The organism is Nitrobacter sp. 62-13 (assembly GCF_001896955.1).
Taxonomy (GTDB): Bacteria; Pseudomonadota; Alphaproteobacteria; order Rhizobiales; family Xanthobacteraceae; genus Nitrobacter.
Genome location: NZ_MKRN01000018.1, coordinates 1 through 18,051, shown reverse-complemented (window position 1 = coordinate 18,051; position 18,051 = coordinate 1). Strand labels below are relative to the sequence as shown.

At 65.4% G+C, this 18,051-nt stretch carries 15 protein-coding genes and 1 riboswitch; of the genes, 4 read left to right on the top strand and 11 right to left on the bottom strand.

The window, feature by feature from the left end; all coding sequences use genetic code 11:
• The first annotated feature begins 142 nt into the window (after positions 1-142).
• Complete coding sequence (locus tag BGN91_RS02770) at positions 143-835, top strand: glutathione S-transferase family protein (RefSeq protein ID WP_292610429.1); 693 nt, start codon at positions 143-145, stop codon at positions 833-835.
• Between the two features lie 10 nt (positions 836-845).
• On the opposite strand, the gene panE is transcribed toward BGN91_RS02770, so the two are convergent.
• The 4 genes from panE to ggt all read right to left on the bottom strand — a co-directional run bounded on the left by panE (position 846) and on the right by ggt (position 5,896).
• Positions 846-1,766 carry a 2-dehydropantoate 2-reductase gene (gene panE / locus BGN91_RS02765; RefSeq protein ID WP_292610428.1) on the bottom strand — a complete coding sequence of 307 codons (921 nt, stop codon included), beginning with the start codon at positions 1,764-1,766 and terminating at the stop codon, positions 846-848.
• A 73-nt stretch (positions 1,767-1,839) separates the two neighbouring features.
• The gene (locus tag BGN91_RS02760) at positions 1,840-3,189 is read right to left on the bottom strand and encodes an MATE family efflux transporter (protein ID WP_292610427.1); all 1,350 of its coding nucleotides are present in this window, start codon (positions 3,187-3,189) and stop codon (positions 1,840-1,842) included.
• A gap of 247 nt (positions 3,190-3,436) precedes the next feature.
• A complete protein-coding gene (locus tag BGN91_RS02755; RefSeq protein WP_292610426.1) occupies positions 3,437-4,003 on the bottom strand; it encodes a DUF2239 family protein in 567 nt (188 codons plus the stop codon).
• A 138-nt stretch (positions 4,004-4,141) separates the two neighbouring features.
• On the bottom strand, positions 4,142-5,896 hold the full coding sequence (gene ggt, locus BGN91_RS02750; protein ID WP_292610425.1) for a gamma-glutamyltransferase: 1,755 nt from the start codon (positions 5,894-5,896) through the stop codon (positions 4,142-4,144).
• A 105-nt stretch (positions 5,897-6,001) separates the two neighbouring features.
• Here ggt and BGN91_RS02745 point away from each other — a divergent pair, with 105 nt between their 5' ends.
• A complete protein-coding gene (locus BGN91_RS02745; RefSeq protein ID WP_292610424.1) occupies positions 6,002-7,390 on the top strand; it encodes an MFS transporter in 1,389 nt (462 codons plus the stop codon).
• A gap of 14 nt (positions 7,391-7,404) precedes the next feature.
• On the opposite strand, the gene BGN91_RS02740 is transcribed toward BGN91_RS02745, so the two are convergent.
• The 5 genes from BGN91_RS02740 to BGN91_RS02720 form a co-directional block, all read right to left on the bottom strand.
• On the bottom strand, positions 7,405-8,388 hold the full coding sequence (locus BGN91_RS02740; protein ID WP_292610423.1) for a c-type cytochrome: 984 nt from the start codon (positions 8,386-8,388) through the stop codon (positions 7,405-7,407).
• Positions 8,385-9,047: a c-type cytochrome gene (locus tag BGN91_RS02735; protein ID WP_292610422.1), complete on the bottom strand. Its 663-nt coding sequence runs from the start codon at positions 9,045-9,047 to the stop codon at positions 8,385-8,387. Before BGN91_RS02735 ends, BGN91_RS02740 begins: the two co-directional genes overlap by 4 nt.
• Positions 9,048-9,345: 298 nt before the next feature.
• Positions 9,346-10,938 carry a bifunctional phosphoribosylaminoimidazolecarboxamide formyltransferase/IMP cyclohydrolase gene (gene purH / locus BGN91_RS02730; RefSeq protein ID WP_292610421.1) on the bottom strand — a complete coding sequence of 531 codons (1,593 nt, stop codon included), beginning with the start codon at positions 10,936-10,938 and terminating at the stop codon, positions 9,346-9,348.
• 24 nt (positions 10,939-10,962) lie between these two features.
• Positions 10,963-11,044, bottom strand: a riboswitch (ZMP/ZTP riboswitch).
• A 59-nt stretch (positions 11,045-11,103) separates the two neighbouring features.
• The gene (locus BGN91_RS02725) at positions 11,104-12,858 is read right to left on the bottom strand and encodes a heparinase II/III family protein (RefSeq protein ID WP_292610420.1); all 1,755 of its coding nucleotides are present in this window, start codon (positions 12,856-12,858) and stop codon (positions 11,104-11,106) included.
• 133 nt (positions 12,859-12,991) lie between these two features.
• Positions 12,992-14,344, bottom strand: coding sequence for a transcription antitermination factor NusB (locus BGN91_RS02720; RefSeq protein ID WP_292610419.1), 1,353 nt, complete (start codon positions 14,342-14,344; stop codon positions 12,992-12,994).
• 207 nt (positions 14,345-14,551) lie between these two features.
• On the opposite strand from BGN91_RS02720, the gene BGN91_RS02715 reads away from it, so the two are divergent.
• Together BGN91_RS02715 and BGN91_RS02710 are read left to right on the top strand one after the other, a co-directional pair.
• Positions 14,552-14,776 carry a succinate dehydrogenase assembly factor 4 gene (locus tag BGN91_RS02715; RefSeq protein WP_292610418.1) on the top strand — a complete coding sequence of 75 codons (225 nt, stop codon included), beginning with the start codon at positions 14,552-14,554 and terminating at the stop codon, positions 14,774-14,776.
• Positions 14,777-14,844: 68 nt separating this feature from the next.
• Positions 14,845-15,429, top strand: a complete 585-nt coding sequence (locus BGN91_RS02710; protein WP_292610417.1) for a thermonuclease family protein — start codon at positions 14,845-14,847, stop codon at positions 15,427-15,429.
• Between the two features lie 61 nt (positions 15,430-15,490).
• Here the strand turns inward: BGN91_RS02710 and BGN91_RS02705 are convergent, their stop codons facing one another.
• Both BGN91_RS02705 and BGN91_RS02700 read right to left on the bottom strand, forming a co-directional pair.
• A complete protein-coding gene (locus BGN91_RS02705) occupies positions 15,491-16,009 on the bottom strand; it encodes a L,D-transpeptidase (RefSeq protein WP_292610416.1) in 519 nt (172 codons plus the stop codon).
• A 477-nt stretch (positions 16,010-16,486) separates the two neighbouring features.
• Positions 16,487-18,051 (bottom strand): lysine--tRNA ligase (locus tag BGN91_RS02700; protein ID WP_292610415.1); only part of this gene is annotated, 1,565 nt, incomplete at its 5' end.

Below are 18,051 nucleotides of genomic sequence, written 5' to 3'. Positions count from 1 at the left end.
GCTTATTCGCCGCATCGCGGCAATGCCGAAATTCGTCTGATCCGCGATCGGCGCTCCCGGAGCTTCAGGCGGGTTTTCGATCCCTGCGGCGTTAACGCATTAGAGATACTTTTTTAAGAATCGCAAATCTATCAAAGGCGTTATGTTCACGCTGTTTCATCATCCATTCTGTCCGCAATCGCGCTTCATTCGCCTCGTTCTCGGCGAGCACGGCCTCGATGTGCGGCCGGTGGAGGAGCGGATATGGGAGCGGCGCGAGGCATTTCTCGCGCTCAATCCGGCCGGCACCACGCCGGTACTGATCGCTGAAGGTATCCCGGCGATCCCCGGCGCCGCCATCATTGCGGACTATCTCGACGAGACCTATGGCGAACGGGTCGGCGAGCGGCGGCTGCTGCCGGCCTCGATGCCCGAGCGCATCGAGGTGCGCCGTCTGATGGCGTGGTTCAACGAGAAGTTCTTCGAGGAGGCGTCCGGTCCGCTGGTGACGGAGCGCATCTACAAGCGCTTCATGCGCGAGGAGAACGGCGGCGGCCCGCCGGAGACCGACGTGATCCGCGCCGCAAAGGCGAATGTGCGCCATCACCTGGCCTATATCGGCTGGCTGGCGCGGACGCGGAATTATCTGGCCGGCGAGAAACTGACCTATGCCGATCTCGCCGCCGCGGCGCACTTATCTGCGATCGACTATCTCGGCGACGTGCCGTGGGCCGAGGACGAGGCGGCGAAGGCGTGGTATGCGCGGATCAAGTCGCGGCCCTCGTTCCGGCCGCTGCTGAGCGAGTGGCTGGCCGGCGTGCCGGCGTCGCGCACTTACGTGGATCTGGATTTCTGAAAACCGCCAATCATCCCCGCCGGCTCTCGTACGCCTTCAGGTGCGTATAGATCGTGCGTAGTTTCGGCACCGGCAGCTTCGCGGCCTCGGCGCGGGCGATGAGGTCGCCGATGATGTGATCGGCTTCGATCCGCGCGCCGGCCTCGATGTCGCGGAACATCGAGGCGGTGAGCGGCGAGCCTTCCGCCGTCAGGATCCCGGTGGCGGAAGTCAGAATCTCCTCGCGCGGTGCATGCCCGGCCGCCCTGGCGATTGCGGCGATCTCGTCGCGCGCGCCGAGGATGAAATCGCGGCCGCCGGGTGCGGCGACGATCTGGCCGATGGAAGCGCGCATCACACAGGTGGCGCCCGCCAGCGTCGCCAGGAACACCCACTTCTCCCACATGTCCTGGATGATGTCGTCGGACGCCTGCGATCCGCAATCGGCGCCGGCGAAGACATCGGCGATGGCCTTGACCCGATCGCTCATGCCGCCGCCGCGCTCGCCGAAGCGAAGCATCTGCATCGGCGCGAGGTGAACGATCTCGCGCTTCGCGTTGAGCGTGACCGCGAGCGAGCACAGGCCGCCGAGCACGCGATCGCGGCCGAATTTGGCGTCGAGCGTCTCCAGGTGGCGCATTCCGTTGAGGAGCGGGATGATCGCCGTATGAGAGCCGACGGCGGGCGCGAACGAGGTGATGGCGTCGTCGAGATCGAAGGCTTTGCAGGCGAGCAGTACGGCGTCGAACGTCTCACGCAAACCGTCGGCCTGCACTGTCGGGGGATTTTTCAGGGTCACGTCGCCGTGCGGGCTCTTGATGACGAGACCGCTGCTTGCCAGCTCGGTGGCGCGCTTGGGGCGTACCAGAAAGGTAACGTCCCGACCGGCCTGAAGCAATCTGCCGCCGAAATAGCCGCCGGTTGCGCCGGCCCCGACTACGAGAATGCGCATCGATGTACTCCGTATCTGTCGCGCGCCGATTTGTTGTCGACGCCAGCTCGCGCCCGCGGACGACGTTGTGGCCTCAGATCAGCCGTTTGATCTCGCGCTTGCGCCAGACCATTCGGTAGAAGCCCATCTGTAGCACCATCATGGTGCAGAACACGGCCGGATAGGCGATCCAGATGCCTTCGACCCCGATCTGACGGCTGAGCACGACCGCGACCGGCACCTCCACGACGATGATGGCGAGAATCGACAGCAGCGTCGGGACCAGCACCGTGCCGCTCGCGCGCATGGTGGCCGAGTACACGGTGGCCATGCCGAACGGGACCGTGCTCCAGACCACGATGAACAGCAGCGTTTGCGCCAGATCGAGCACCGCCGGGCTGGTGATGAAAAGGCCGATGATGAGGCGCGAGAGCAGATAGCCGAGCGCGACCAGGCCGCCGGTCAAAAGAAAATTGAGCCACATTCCGGTTCGGATGATCGCGCCGATCCGCTCGTTGTCGCCGGCGCCGATCGCCTGCGCCGCGAAGATCGACGCGGTGATGGCGATCGAGATCGCGGGGAATTGCACATAGCTCAGCACCTGATTGACCGCGCCATAGGCGGCGGTGGCGTCGGAGCCGAAGCCGTTAACGAGGCCGAGCAGGACGATTTCGGCGAGCGACATCACCACGAGCTGGACCGCGGTGGGTACCCCGATGCGCAGCACCTTGCCGAGCAGTTCGCGGTCCAGTCGCATGGCGCTGACCAACACCGCATCGGGCGCCAGCGGATGGTTCATCCGCCGCATGTGGATCCCGAGCCACAATAGCGTCACGACCGATGAGACCGCGGCGGCGATCGCGGCGCTGGCGACGCCGAGTCGGGGCAGACCGAACCATCCCTGGATCAGCGCCGGCGTGACGACGAGCCCGATCGCGGTGGAGATCGCAAGCGCCCACAACGGCGTGACGGTGTCGCCGACGCCACGCATCATCGCGGTGGCGAGCAGGAAAGTGAAGGTCGCAGGCATGGTGATCATCATGATGCGGGCGTAGTCGGTCGCGGCGTCGAGGATGTTGGGCGGCGTCGCCAGCGCCACCATCAGATGGCGCGCGAACACTCCGCCGCCGATCGCGATCACGCCGCCGCCGAGCAACGTCAGCGCCAGCGTCGTCCCCGCGATCGCCTTCGCCTTGCCGGTGGCGCGCGCGCCCCACGCCTGCCCGATCAGCACCGACGAGCCCGCGCCAAGCCCGATGATGAAGGAAATGAAAAAGAACATCACCGGAAAGAAGATCGAGGCGGCGGCGAGCGCGTCGACGCCGATCATCTGGCCGAGATAGATGCCGTTGATGGTGCCGAACAGTGACTGGAGCACGTTGCTCAGCATCATCGGCATCAGGAAGAAGACATACGCCTGCCACAGCGGTCGCGCGGCGGTCATGATCGGATCCTTGCAGAAGTTCTGATGACGCCGCCGAAGGCCATAGCGTTCTCAAGCGAAGTGGATGCCGCTTCGCGTAAAGAAAAACGCGTCAAAACATAATCGATTGGTCCGGTTGCTGTAGCGTTCGCACCCCGTTTCGGCAGGCGCTTTTGCGAATGTTGGACCCGCGAGACCACTGGCAAGCATGGGTTTCCAGCGGAGCTTTGGATTTGACGTTGCATTGCGGGCCCGCGGCAGGCGAATGTCAAGCCCGCTCCATCAGCCTGATGACGTGATCGCGGATGTCCTCCGGCCAGGTAGCGATCAGGCCAGCCAGCCGCCGCCGGTCGTCCGCGAACAGCGCGCGCGCGGCGTCCTCGAAGTTTGCAAGATTGCCCGCCATCGCGGACATGAAGTGATAGGCGGCGTCGCGCGCCGCGCGGTTGCGATCCTTCTCGCCATTGGCGCGGCGCGCCTCGTCGACCAGCTTGCGCAAGGCGACCGATGCGCCGCCGGGCTGCGCGCTCAGCCATTCCCAGTGCCGCGGCAGCAGCGTCACCTCGCGCGCGACCACGCCGAGTTTCGGCCGGCCGCGGCCGCGCGGTCCCGCCGCTTCGACCGACGAGGTCCGCTGCAGGCGGGCGGCGACCTCGTCGTCGGACCCGCGCAAATCGAGGTCGACCGGCTGCCCGGTCGCGTCGCTGTAGATCGCGATCGGAGCGGTCGTGCGCGTCTCCGCGTGCTTGACCGCGAGTGCGACATCGGCGAGCGGGCCGGACGCAATGCGACGCTGGCCCTCGAACGCGGTAAAATAGGTCTGGTCGTGCATCATGGCGGGTCCCCGATGGCCGTTTAATGGAATTTTATTACCCGGATATAATTTGTCCGTCAATATTACCCGGATAAATATTATTGCGGCTCTTGGCACTCATTTTTTTGGATGATGACGGCTGGAAACGAGCCGCCCGCCTCAATATCCCGCCGCCTCCGACCCGCGCGTGCGCGGATCGGCCGCCCCGTGAAAGCCGTCCGGCGAGACGGCGATCGAGTTGGCCGAGGTCTGTCCCATCGGCATGACCACGATGTGGCCTCGCGCCCGCAATTCCGCGATGACGCTTTCGGGAAATCCGTGCTCGGCGCGGACCTCGTCGGGCAGCCATTGATGGTGCAGCCGCGGCGCGGCCACGGCGTCGGCAACGGTCATCCCGTAATCGAGCACGTTGACGATCACCTGCAGCACAGTGGAGACGATGCGGCTGCCGCCGGGCGATCCCGTCACCAGCACCGGCTTGTCATCCTTCAACACGATGGTCGGCGTCATCGAGGACAACGGCCGCTTGCCGGGGCCGGGCAGGTTGGCCTCGAAGCCGACCAGGCCGAACGCGTTCGACGCGCCGGGCGCCGCGGTGAAATCGTCGAGCTCGTTGTTGAGCAGAATGCCGGTGCCCTCCGCGACGAGCCCGACGCCGTAGCTGAAGTTCAGCGTATAGGTGTTGCTGACAGCGTTGCCGAAGGCGTCGGCCACGGAAAAATGCGTGGTGTTGTCGCCTTCATGCGGTGGCGGCAGGGGCACCGCGGCGGCCGGCGTTGCGCGCGCCATGTCGATCGAGGCGCGCTGTTTGGCGGCGTAGTCCTTGGCGAGCAGCCTTGCGATCGGCACATGCACGAAGGCGGGATCGCCGAGATAGCGCGCGCGGTCGGCATAGGCGCGCTTCATCGCCTCGATCAGCAGGTGCAGCGAATCCGCCGATCCCTGATGCAGATCGCGCATCGGGAATCCCTCGAGGATATTCAGCGATTCGATCAGCACGGTGCCGCCGGACGACGACAGCGGCATCGAGACGATGTCATAGCCGCGATAACTGCCGCGCACCGGCTCGCGGACGAGCGGCCGATACGACCTGAGATCGTCCAGCGTCATGATGCCGCCGGCGGCTCGGATCGCCGCCACCAGTCGTTCCGCCACCGGCCCTTCGTAAAAGCCACCCGGTCCGCGCTCCGCGATCGCGGTCAGCGTCGCCGCCAGATCGGTCTGAACCAGAAGATCGCCTTCGCGCAGCGAGCCGCCGTCCGGGCGCGAGAATATTTTCACAGACGAAGGCCAGCGCGCGAGACGCCGGTGCCATTGCGGCAGGGTGGCTGCGGTGTCGTCGCCAATCTTGAATCCGTCGCGCGCCAGCGTGATCGCGGGCTTGAGCAGGTCGGCGAGGGTGAATTTGCCCGAGCCGTATTGGCCGAGCGCCAGCGTCAGCCCGGCGACGGTGCCGGGCACGCCGATGCCGAGCGCCGAATCGCGCGACTTCGCAGGCTCCGGCTTGCCGTCGGCGCCAAGGAAGATATCGCGCGTGGTCGCACCCGGTGCGGTCTCGCGATAGTCGATGGCGACGTTACGATCCCGGTCTGCGAGGTGAATCACCATGAAGCCGCCGCCGCCGAGATTGCCGGCGCGGGGATAGGTGACCGCCATGGCGAAACCGGTCGCCACCGCCGCATCGACCGCATTGCCGCCACGCGCCAGGATCTCCGCGCCGATTGCTGCGGCGCGCTTCTCCTGCGCCACCACCATGCCATGTTTCGCGTCCACGGGACGGATCGCAGCGGACGCGGGCGGCGGGGAGCCGCGCGCATCCTGCGCGGACACGGGTGTCCGGAAAACCAGCAATGCGGCGATCAGGGAAAAGCCGATCGCGGAAAAGACGCGCCGGAACGGCAATGGGCGTGTCATGTCTAATCCGGCCATGATGGTTGTCATTTCGTTATCGAAGGGATGCTACAGGGATTTCGGCGGGCGAGGCAGCCGCCCTGTGTGACTCGGTGGGACATATCGATCATGACGGTGACCACGGCCATGACGGCAGGCAACGCCGATAGCGAGGTGCGCTATGCGTCGCGCGCCGCAATCGCCAGTTGGATCATGTTCGACTGGGCGGCGCAGCCCTATTTCACGCTGATCACGACATTCGTTTTCGCGCCCTATTTCGCGACCTTCGTGGCGGCGACGCCGGCGGAGGGGCAATCGCTGTGGGGCTTTGCGACGGGCTCGGCCGGCATCGTGATCGCGCTGGCCTCGCCGGTGCTCGGCGCGATCGCCGACGCCAGCGGCCGGCGCAAACCGTGGATCGCGGCCTTCGGCGCGTTGCTGGTGATCGGCTCCAGTCTGATGTGGATCGGCAAGCCCGGCGACGCGAGCGTGATCCTGCCGCTTTTGATCGCCTATGGCATCGCCACCATCGGCGTCGAATTCGCCACCGTGTTCAACAACGCGATGATGCCCTCGCTGGTGCCGCCCCACAAGATCGGGCGCCTGTCGGGAACAGGATGGGCCACCGGCTATGTCGGCGGCATCCTCAGCCTCATCCTTGTGCTCGGCTTCCTTGCCGCCAATCCCACGACCGGCAAAACGCTGTTCGGCCTCTCGCCGCTGTTCGGGCTCGATCCGGCCATGCACGAGGGCGATCGCATCACCGGTCCCCTCACCGGCATCTGGTTCATCGTGTTCGTGCTGCCGATGTTTTTGCTGACGCCGGACTTCCCGGCCAAGCGCCCGGTGCGGACGGCGCTGCGTGAAGGATTGAGAGAACTGCGCGGGACGCTCGGCGAATTGCCGAGGCGCAAATCGTTGGCGACCTTCCTGCTCGCCAACATGATCTACACCGACGGACTGGTGTCGCTGTTCGCGTTCGGCGGCATCTATGCCGCCGGCACCTTCGGCTGGCATACCATCCAGATGGGCGTGTTCGGCATTCTGCTTGCCGTCGCCGGTGCGCTCGGCGCGTGGATCGGCGGCAAGCTCGACGACCGCCTGGGTCCGAAGCTCGTCATCGCCGCGAGCATGACCGTCCTGCTGCTGTCGATCGCGGTGATCCTGCTGGTCGAGAAGGACTCCATCCTGTTCGTGAAGGTGCCGCCGCCCGTGCCCGGCGGCGGGTTGTTCGCGGCACCCGCGGAGAAGGCGTATCTCATCCTCGGCTGCCTGATCGGCGGCGCCGGCGGCCCGTTGCAGGCGGCCTCGCGGACGCTGCTGATCCGGATGGCGCCGAAGGATCGCATCGCGCAGTTCTTCGGATTGTTCGCGCTGACCGGAAAGGTGACGTCGTTCGTCGGTCCGCTGTTGATCGGCTTCGTCACCGCGATCACCGCGAGCCAGAAGGCGGGCATGGCGGTGCTGGTGCTGTTCTTCGTCGCCGGGCTCGCGCTGCTGTCCCGCGTGCGCGAATAGCCGCACCCGCGCGTTCAATCCGCTGCGCTGATGGTCCCCGACGGCGGCGACTTTTCGCCAAGCAGGACGCCGTTCACGACCAGGCCGTATTTCGAGGTCGGCTCGTCGTGGAATCGCTTGCGGGTTTCCGCCACCGAATCGACGAATCGCGGATCCTGCGGACGCTCCTGGCTGTCCATGTAGGTCGCGATGTCCCACGCCTCCTGATCGGTCAGCGAGCCGCCGAGGCCGAGCGGCATGTTGGCCTTGATGAAGCCCGCGGCGTTGTTGATCGAAGCCATCCCCGCCCCCCAGTTGAATGACCGCGCTCCCCACAGCGGGGGAAATACGGTCTGTCCATCGGCTGATTTCTGTCCCGCGCCGTCGGCGCCGTGACAGAGCGAGCAATGCTGGGCGTAGGCCTTGGCGCCGCGATCGTAATCGGCAGGCTGATCCGGCGCTTTCAGCTTGGGATAGCCCTGGCCCTTGACGACGACTCCGGTCGGGCCGCCCTTCGCCAGGAAGTAGGCGTAGCTCTCGAGCGCCACCAGCACCTTGTCGTTCAACGGCGGCGCCTTGCCGTTCATGCTGTAGCGGAAGCAGCCCTGCAGCCGCTCCTGAAAGGTATTCACGTGGGCATTCTTGGTGCGATAGGCCGGGTAAAGAAGATAAGCGGCGCCCAACGGCGCGGAGTTGGGTTGACGGCCGCGATCGATGTGACAGTTCGAGCACTGCAGATCGTTGCCGACGAAGCCTTTCGCATTGTGCTGGGTGTCGTGAAAGATCGCTTCGCCGAGCCGTATCATGTCGCCGAACGGACCGCTCGGGATGTCGCTGTCCGAAGGTGGCGTGTAGGAGGGCCGCACGGCTTCCGTTTTTTGCGCGGGAGGCTGCTCCGGCGTCGCGCCTGTCGCCGGGGTTGCCGGGCCGGTAGCCCGCGCGTATCCGACCAAGCCGGTGGTCGCGAGGACGAGAACGGCCGCGGCCGCGATCGAAGGGGCAACCGGATGGCGTGTCATGGTTTGGTCTCCGATGCGTGGGCCGGCGCTGCCACGGGCAGGCTCTCGTAATAGGCGGCGACGCTCTTGATCTGGTCGTCGGTGAGCTTGCCGGCGATATTGGCCATCACGCCCATGGGATCGGTCTTGCGATCGCCGCTCTTCCACGACCGCAGTGCTTTCTCGATATAGACGGCCCATTGTCCGGCGAGCCGCGGAAAGTCCGCGCCGACGCCGAGGCCGGCGGCCCCGTGACACTGTGCGCAACCCGGCAGGTCTTTCGACCAGTCGCCGGTCGCGGCGAGCTTCGCGCCTGCGGCGATCACGGCCGCGTCGGCGGGTGCGGTTTCGGCCTTCGTCGTCGCCATATTGGCATAATAGGTCGCGAGAGCTTTCTTCTCGCCGTCTGAAAGGTCCGACGCGATCATCATCATGATGCGGTTCTTGCGGGTGCCGTCCTTGAAGCCCGCAAGCTGACGTTCGAGATATTGTGCGTTGAGACCGGCAAGGCGCGGCACGGCCGTCGTCGGCTGGCCCTCTCCCTGCTTGCCGTGACATGGTGAGCACGATGCCGCTCCGGGAGGCATCGCGTTCGTTGTGGTGTTTTTTCCGTCCGCTGCAAGCACCGGCAGCGCCGACATGCCGAGAAGCAGCATTGCGCCGCCTACCACCGATCTCATTCTGTTGCCCCCGCCTTCATCTCAAGGTTCGCATCGGCAAGAAAATATCCTCGTCCGGACCGAAAAGCACGTCGTGGCGAATGCCTCTCGACGACAAAAGCCAACTCCGATTTTGGTTCCGCCAAAGCGTGAGCGATTGGCGAAAAGACGGTCCGCATTCTCAATATCGAGAACGCAGCCCGCCGCAGAGACTACGCTCTAAAGCCTGACTCAACTGCGTTGAATCAGACCCTCGTCTATCCTTCTGATCCAGCATGATCTTGTCCGAAAACCGGTTTCCACGTTTCGGGATCATGCTCTAATGCCGGAAATGCCGGATGCCGGTGAACACCATGGCGATGCCGTGCTCGTCGGCCGCCTTGATGACGTCCTCGTCGCGCATCGAGCCGCCCGGCTGAATGACCGCGGTGGCGCCGGCCTCGATGCAGGCGAGCATCCCGTCGGCGAATGGGAAGAACGCGTCCGACGCCACGACCGAGCCTTTGGTCAGCGGCTCTGCGAGTTTTAAGTCATGCGCCGCGTCCTCGGCCTTGCGCGCCGCGATTCGCGCGGAATCGACGCGGCTCATCTGCCCCGCGCCGATGCCGACGGTGGCAAGATCCCTGGCATAGACGATGGTGTTGGACTTGACATGCTTGCCGACGCGGAACGCGAAGCGCAGGTCGCGCATTTCGGCCTCGGTCGGCGCGCGCTTCGTCATGACCTTCAGCGGCATGTCGTCGACGACGGCGTTGTCGCGGGTCTGCACCAGAAGCCCGCCCGCCACCGTCTTCGCCGTCAGGCCGCGCGCGCGGGGATCGGGCAGGCCGCCCGCGAGCAGCAGACGCAGGTTCTTGCGCTTGCCGATGATGGCGATCGCCTCCTCGGTCGCGTCAGGCGCGATGATGACTTCGGTGAAGATGCCGGCGACGGCGTTGGCCGCATCGGTGTCGAGCGTGCGGTTGAAGGCGATGATGCCGCCATAGGCCGAGGTGGTGTCGCAGGCAAGCGCCTTGCGATAGGCGTCGGCGAGATCGGCGCCTTCCGCGACGCCGCAAGGATTGGCGTGCTTGATGATGACGCAGGCCGCGGTGCGCGCCGCGTCGAATTCGGCGACGCATTCATAGGCCGCGTCGGTGTCGTTGATGTTGTTGTAGGACAGTTCCTTGCCCTGCAACTGTCGCGCGGTCGAGACCCCGGCGCGTCGCTCCGGCGTGCGATAGAACGCGGCGCTCTGGTGCGGATTTTCGCCGTAACGCAGCGTCTGCGCAAGACGGCCGCCGATAGCGCGATAGTCCGGCGCGTCGGTCTCAAGCTGGAGCGCGAACCAGTTGGAGATCGCGGCGTCATAGGCGGCGGTGCGCGCATAGGCCTTGGCGGCGAGGCGCTTGCGCAGGACCAGCGTGGTTGCGCCGCCATTGGCGTTGAGCTCGTCGAGCACCGCCTGATAGTCCTGCGGTTCGACAACGACCGCAACGTCGTCGTGGTTTTTCGCGGCGGCGCGGATCATCGCCGGGCCGCCGATGTCGATGTTCTCGATGCAGTCTTCGTAATGCGCGCCCCTGTCGACGGTCGCCTCGAACGGATACAGGTTGACCACCAGCAGGTCGATCGGCGCGATGCTATGATCCGCCATGGCTTTCGCATGATCGGCGTTGTCGCGGATCGCCAGCAGGCCGCCATGCACATTCGGATGCAGCGTTTTGACCCGGCCATCCATCATTTCGGGAAAACCGGTGAGTTCGGAGACATCCCTCACATTCAATCCTGCCGCGGCGATCGCCTTGGCGGTGCCGCCGGTCGAGACCAGGTCGATGCCGAGCCCAGCGAGCGCGCGGGCGAATTCGATCAGGCCGGTTTTGTCGGAAACGGAAAGCAATGCGCGGGTCACGCGGCGCGGGCGGTCGGTCATGGGCAGATCCTCTGTCTGAAGGGATACCTATGCCCAGGCGCGCGGCAGATATGTCCCGCGCTTCCCGATGGTGCTCCATCCAAGGTCGCCAGTCGCGCGAGCGAGGGTTCGTTAGCAGCTTTCGTCGCCCTTCACAACGACCGGCAAAGATCGAGTCTTACGCTGCTACAGCGGTAATTCCGGCTGCCGGCTCGCATTGCGGCGGGCGGTGGTTGTCGCGGGCGAGGTGGCCGAACGGACGAAACTCCAGCGCACGCTGGGGGCCTCGCGGGCATTCTGATGGATCACGATCTGCGCGCTGCGGCGGGGACCGTCATTGCCGGCGAGAAATACGCTGTCTTCGAGGTCGACGCGGTCGTCGGGCGCCTCGAATGTCCAGACTTCGCGGTTTTGCAGCACCAGCATCACCCCGTGCCCGTCGCTGAGGCGGCTCGCCTTGATCGACGGATGCAGATGAAAACGCAATGCGTAGTTGATCCTGCTGCCCTTCATGCGGCCGCCGGGCGCGGGCGCCAGCATGTCCTCGCCCTCCAGCCGCGAGCCGTCCTGCGCGATCGTCAGCACGCGGCGATGGATCAGGCCGAACCGGGCGAGATAGCCGTCATGCGATGCCGTCAGCCGTTCGCCGTCGTCCACGGTATGGCGGGAGCTTTCGACATTGCGCGGGCCGCCGACGATCGGCGCGCCCTGCAGCAGCCGCTTCATCGCCGACTGTTCGACGAACTGGCACGATGACGTTTCATGGCAGGTCAGCGTGGAATGCGCCGGCGTAGTGCGTGCGAAGGTGCGCCAGGTGTCGCGGCCGGTCGAGGGCGTGCCGCAATTGATCACGATCCGGTTCGGACCGGAGGACAGCTCGAACGACAGGCAACCGGCGTGCGCCTCCTCGCTGAGGTTCGAGGGCGGCGGCGGTCCGGTATCGACGATCAGCGTCGTCGCGCCGGCATCGAGGCGCTGGAAGCCGGTGTGCGGCATGTGGGCCATCGGTACGCCGCGGGTGTCGTCGTAGGCCAGAAGCGTTGCCAGCAGGTCGGACGGCGCGCCGCTCATGCCGTTGAACAGCGCAAAACTGCCGTCGCCGTGACGGAAGAAGCGCAGCATGGGCATCATGCGGTCGATGGCGTTCAACAGCGCCGGCGGCGGCGCGATGTTGCGTGCCGCGAAGGTCTGCCTCAGCGGCAACAGGTCGATTAGCAGTTCGATCAATGCGCCGGGATTGCGCGAGATGTGACCGCCGTCGGGCAGGATCTGCCGCCGTAATTCGTCGGACAGCTTGCGCGTCGCGGTGCGGATGGTGCTCGCCTGATTGGCGAGGCAGAGCGAGGCGTAGCACAGCGCGATCAGCACCTGAAGCCGCGGCACGCCGTCGGGGGCATCGTGCAGACCGAAACGCAGCAGGCGGATGTCGCGGGCCAACGCGCGCAGATAGCGGCGATAGAATTTTCCATCGGTGTCGCTGAGCACGAGCGGCGCATGGCACAACAGCGAGATGACGCGGCGCGCCATGACGTCGGCGCGGCGTCCGAGCGGCCGCCGCCGCGCCGGATTCGACATCCAGTCGTCCACCAGCGATCGTGCATTGGCGCGCGTGATCGCGGTATCGGCGGCGCGCAGATGCCGCAGCCAGCCGAAACCCAGCAGCGTCGCCTCCCAGTCCTCGGAGGGCGGTTCGAGGTCGAAGATCGAGCGGGACCGACAGGTGACGATCTTGCCCGCGAATACAAAGCGGCCGGCATAGATCTCGGCGGCGCGGGTGGCGTCGGCCGTGCGCAGGTCATGCGGCGCGATCGTCAGCCGGTCGGTGCGGCCGGGCCATAGCCGCGACAACGCCGCCGGGCCGTCGCCCGCGCGCGCGAGCGTCCGTCGGGCGAAGCGGCGGAGCAACAGCGTTGAAATGTGTCTGCGATGAGCGACCGACACGCTGCGCCTTCGGTATGAGGATTCCCACGAATCCCTTTCAGTTGACGGGACTCTTTCGCGAATCTTTTAATCCGGAAAACCCGGCGACGCACTATCTTGAAATGCCGCGAATCTAAGAGTTCGGCTTCGGGTATCAGGACTTGGTCAATCGCGCCGCGTAGAAACCGTCGAGCCCGCCCAATTTCGGATCGTCGCGCGGCAGATGGCAGGGAAGGGTGCGCAATTCGCCCGCTGGCGTCACGATCCCCTCCAGTCCGGCTATTTCCGCGGCACTGACCGGTGCGCGCCGTACGCCCGCCTCGGACGCGAGCAGCGCGGCGACCACCCGCTCGCCTTCCTCAGGTTCCAGCGAGCAGGTGCAGTAGACCAGCGTCCCGCCGGGCTTGAGCAGCGCGATTGCTTTTTGCAGCAGCCGGCTTTGCAGGACCGTCAGCGCGACGATATCGGATTCCTGCTTGAGCCAGGCGACGTCCGGATGACGGCGGATGGTGCCCGTCGCGGAGCAGGGCGCATCCACCAGCACGCCGTCGAAACCGCCGCCCGCGGCATCGTCCTGCCATTCGACGGCGTCGGCGACAAGCGCCCGCGCATCCAGCGACAGCCGCCCGAGATTTTCGCGCAGCCGCGCCACGCGGTTTGGCGAGCGGTCGATGGCCGTCACCTCCGCGCCCGCCAGTACGAGTTGCGCGGTCTTGCCCCCGGGCGCGGCACAGAGATCGGCGACGCGTCGTCCTTTGAGATCGCCGAACAACCGCGCCGGCAGCGCGGCGGCGGCGTCCTGCACCCACCATCGTCCTTCCGAGAATCCCGGCAGCATCGCGATCGGGCCCTGCAGCGCAGTGCGAACGGTCCCGGTCGGCAACGCCTCGCCGTGCAGCCGCGCCGCCCAGTGCGCAGCATCGACCTTGACAGTGAGATCGAGGGGCGGTTCGTGGCCGATCGCCGCGGCCATGGCTTTCGCGGTGCTCTCGCCGTAGTGCGTGGTCCACCGCGCCATCAGCCATGGCGGGATGTCGAGCGCCTCCGAGCGGACCTCATCGATCAGGCCCTGACCCTCGCGGGCGCAGCGGCGCAGCACGGCGTTGACAAGTCCCGCATATTTCGCCGCGCGACGGTCCGACTGCACGAGCCGCACCGACAGGTCGACGGCGGCGTGATCCGGCACATCCATCCAGAGAATCTGCGCCGCGCCGATCAGAAGCGCGCTCTGCGCGCGCGGCGCGTCGGTCGGGACGCCGCGATCGAGCAGCCGCGACAGCAAATGGCCGAGCGTTCCGAGCCGGCGCAGGATCGTCGCCACCAGGCGCCGCATCAAGGCGCGGTCGCGATCGGCGAGCGCTTTCAGGGCGGGATGCGCGGCCGCGCCTTCGAGTTGTTCGTCGAGCGTGCGGCGCTTGTGCAGGACGCCGTCGAGGATATCCGCTGCGATGCGCCGGGCTGCGAGGCCGGGAACCTCGGTAGGCGGTGCGAATCTGGTTGACGGCATGAGGCAGGCAAATCGCTTGAAAAATGAGAATGACGGACACACCGGTCAGCGGGCGTCGCGGCAGGATCAGTTTCGTGACACGTGAATATGCCAAATATAAGAATCGCCATCATATTCACCAATTCGGGGCATGATTTGTAGTGGACGTTTCCAGGGCGTGATGTTTCGCCTCGCGCGCGGGAGAGTCGTGACCGGGAGAACTAGGACGTGGCGGAGGAGCCTTCGATCTTGCCGCACGACGATCCGGCCGATGCGGGAAAGCGGCTTCCGCCGGCGGCCCGGCGCGCGCTGGCCGAGGCGGAGGCCCGCCGCGCCGCCTCTCAAACTGCCGCCGCCGCTAGAGAGAACCCGAAAGAAATTCAGGGACCGAAAGGCCCCGAGCCGACCCGGTTCGGCGACTGGGAGCGAAACGGAATCGCGTCGGACTTCTGAGCGGATCATTTTCCGCCTCGCCGCTTTTCCAGCTTGCAGGTTGGGCCGACTCGCGCTATTTTAGGAATATGTACCCATACACCAGAATAAATGCATCTTCAGGGTCGCGCTGGCGCGGTCGCCTCTCACCGATTCTGCCCTGGATTTTCACTCTGGGCGTGGTGGCGGGCACCATGCTGCCGATCCGGAGCTGGGTGCATTGGCCGCAGGCCACCCTTAACCAGACGTCGCTGCCGTCCCCGAGCGATGTGCGCGCGATCTGGGCGCGCGCTGCCGATTCGGGAATGCGGCACCAGGTCGAGGTCGTCAGGACCATCGACGGCGACACCTTCGAGGCGCTGGTTCATCTGTGGCCCGGTCTCGACATGACGACGCGGGTGCGGCTGCGCGGCATCGATGCCGCGGAGATGAAGGCCGCATGCGCCGAGGAATTTCGGTTGGCGCAGGCCGCGAGCGCCCGCTTGCGCGATTTGCTTGGCGAGGGTGGTGTCACGATCGCCAATATCGGGCCCGACAAATATAACGGGCGCGTTCTTGCCGATGCCGCCACGGCGCGAACGCCCGATGTTTCTGCGGCGATGCTGGCGGGCGGTTACGCCCGCGCCTATCACGGCGGGCATCGCGGAAGCTGGTGCGACAGGGCGAGCAGATGAATCATCCCGCACAAACAAAGCCGTGCGAACTCAGACGCCTTTGCATTATCCGCTGTAATGATCAGCGCTGCGTCACCACCACCGGCGTTCCGATCGAAACGCGCTGATAGAGGTCGTCGATGTCGGCGTTGTACATGCGGATGCAGCCGTACGACACGAAATGACCGACCGATTGCGGCTTGTTGGTGCCATGAATGGCATATTGCCCGCCGCCTGACAGCGTCATCGCCGCGACGCCCATCGGATTCGACGGAGAGCCTCCGGCAATCACGTCCGGAATATTCGGATGGTCGCGCTTCACGTCCGCCGGCGGCGCCCATGCCGGGTCGCGATATTTGCCCTCGATGCGGGCGGTGCCGGCCCATTGCTTGCCGGCCTTGCCGACGCCGACGGGATAGCGGATCGCGCGATCCGAATCGACGATCAGGTAGAGCCGGCGCTCATTGGTCTTCACCACGATGGTGCCCGGCGCATAATCGCCGCGGTAGCTCACCACATCCGGCCGCGCCTCGGCAGGCGCGAGAGCCAGAACGCTCGTTCCGATCGTGGCGGCCAATGCCGCCGCGGCCCTCGTCAGCATCCCTTGGCTCCAAAGCTGCACCGCAGCCGCTCCATCAAATCCGGGAATCCTATGGGGTCTTGCCGTGCATCGTCAGCCGGGCGACTCAAACGCGCCGTGTCGCCATTCAAATAAAATTGCCTGAACAAAGTAAATGACCGGAAAACAACACCCGAATGCAAAGCGGCCAGCAAAGCGCACATAAGCGCAGCCGTGGGCAGTACCGGTCGCCCTTCGAACTCAGGGCGACCATGGTAAAAAAGGCTCGGCAAGAGCGTCAAACCCGCCGGTGAGGGTGGGGGCAGTCACCGGCGGGCCGGGAGGGGACGGAAGACCTCTGGGGGAAGGTCCGTCCGCCTAGTTAATGTAGGCGGATGACAAGGCGTTCCTCATGGCCCGGCACAAACTCCGGGTTGGCGGGTCACGTTTTTTGGCGACCGCGAGACCGCGTCTATCGTGGTCTATAATGCTTAGGATGACGGCGCTTTGCGGTGACGGTCATCCCGTCCGCGCCAGTGCGCCGTCGATCATCGCGATGGCGTTGCGCATGCCGTAGACCGCGACGAACGAGCCGAAGCGCGGTCCCTTCTCCTGTCCGAGCAGCACCTGATAAAGCATGTTGAACCAGTCGAGCGAGACGCCGGGGCGGCCGTCCTTGGCCAGCTTCTTGTGGTTCAGGAAGGGTTCGCGGCGGCCGATTTCATAGACCGCGTTCTGGATGTCTTCGGCCGAAGCGTTTTCAGGCAGTTGCGACAGCGCATCGCGCAGGTCGGACAGCGCGGCCCGCTCGCTCCCGGTCGGCTCGCGGAATTTTTTCGTCGGCGCCACGAAGTCGCGGTAATAGTTGATGGCGTAACCGACCAGCGCATCGAGCTTCGGATGGGTCTGCGGCGTGACGCCGGGACGATAGCGGCCGATGAACCCCCACAGCGTTTCGGCGTTCTCCGCGTTCGATGACGACACCAGTGTCAGAAGCAACTGGAACGTGACCGGCATGTCGGCCGCGGGGGGGCTGCCGGCGTGAATGTGCCAGACCGGGTTGGCGAGCTGCTGCTTTGCGTCCTGACGCGGATAGCCCTCCAGGAACTGGTAGTAGTCGTCGACGTTGCGCGGGATGACGTCGAAATGCAGCCGCTTGGCCGCTTTCGGCTCGCGGTACATGAACAGCGACAGTGATTCCGGCGAGGCATAGCGCAGCCATTCGTCGATGGTCAGGCCGTTTCCTTTTGACTTGGAAATCTTCTGGCCCTTGTCGTCGAGGAACAGTTCGTAGTTGAAGCCCTCCGGCGGCATGCCGCCGAGCGCGGAACAGATCTTGCCCGACAGCTTCACCGAATCGATCAGGTCTTTGCCCGCCATTTCATAATCAACCCCGAGCGCGGTCCAGCGCATCGCCCAGTCCGGCTTCCACTGCAGTTTGCAATGTCCGCCGGTGACGGGGACCGTGACGCGCTCGTTGGTTTCGGGATCGTCATAGGAGACGGTGCCGGCTTTCGCGTCGTGCGCCACGATCGGAACCTGAAACACCACGCCGGTGCGCGGGCAGATGGGCAGAAATGGCGAATAGCTCGCGGCGCGTTCCTCGCGCAGCGACGGCAGCATGATAGCCATCACCCTGTCGATGTTTTCGAGCACCTTCAGAAGCGTGGCGTCGAAGCGGCCCGAAGTGTAGTAGGCGGTCGAGCTGGCGAATTCATAGTCGAAGCCGAAGGTGTCGAGGAAGGCGCGCAGGCGGGCGTTGTTGTGTTCGCCGAAGCTGTCATGGGTGCCGAAGGGATCGCGAACTTGCGTCAGCGGCTTGCCGAGATCCTGCGCCAGCAGCTCCTTGTTGGGCACGTTGTCCGGCACCTTGCGCAGGCCATCCATGTCGTCGGAAAAGGCCAGCAGCCGTGTCTTGATCCTGTCCTCGGTCAGCACCCGGAAGGCGTGTCGCACCATGGTGGTGCGCGCGACCTCGCCGAAAGTGCCGATATGCGGCAGACCCGAGGGCCCGTAGCCGGTTTCGAACAGCACCTCGTCCTTCGGCGCCTTCTTCAGGCGCGCGACGATCTGCTTCGCCTGCT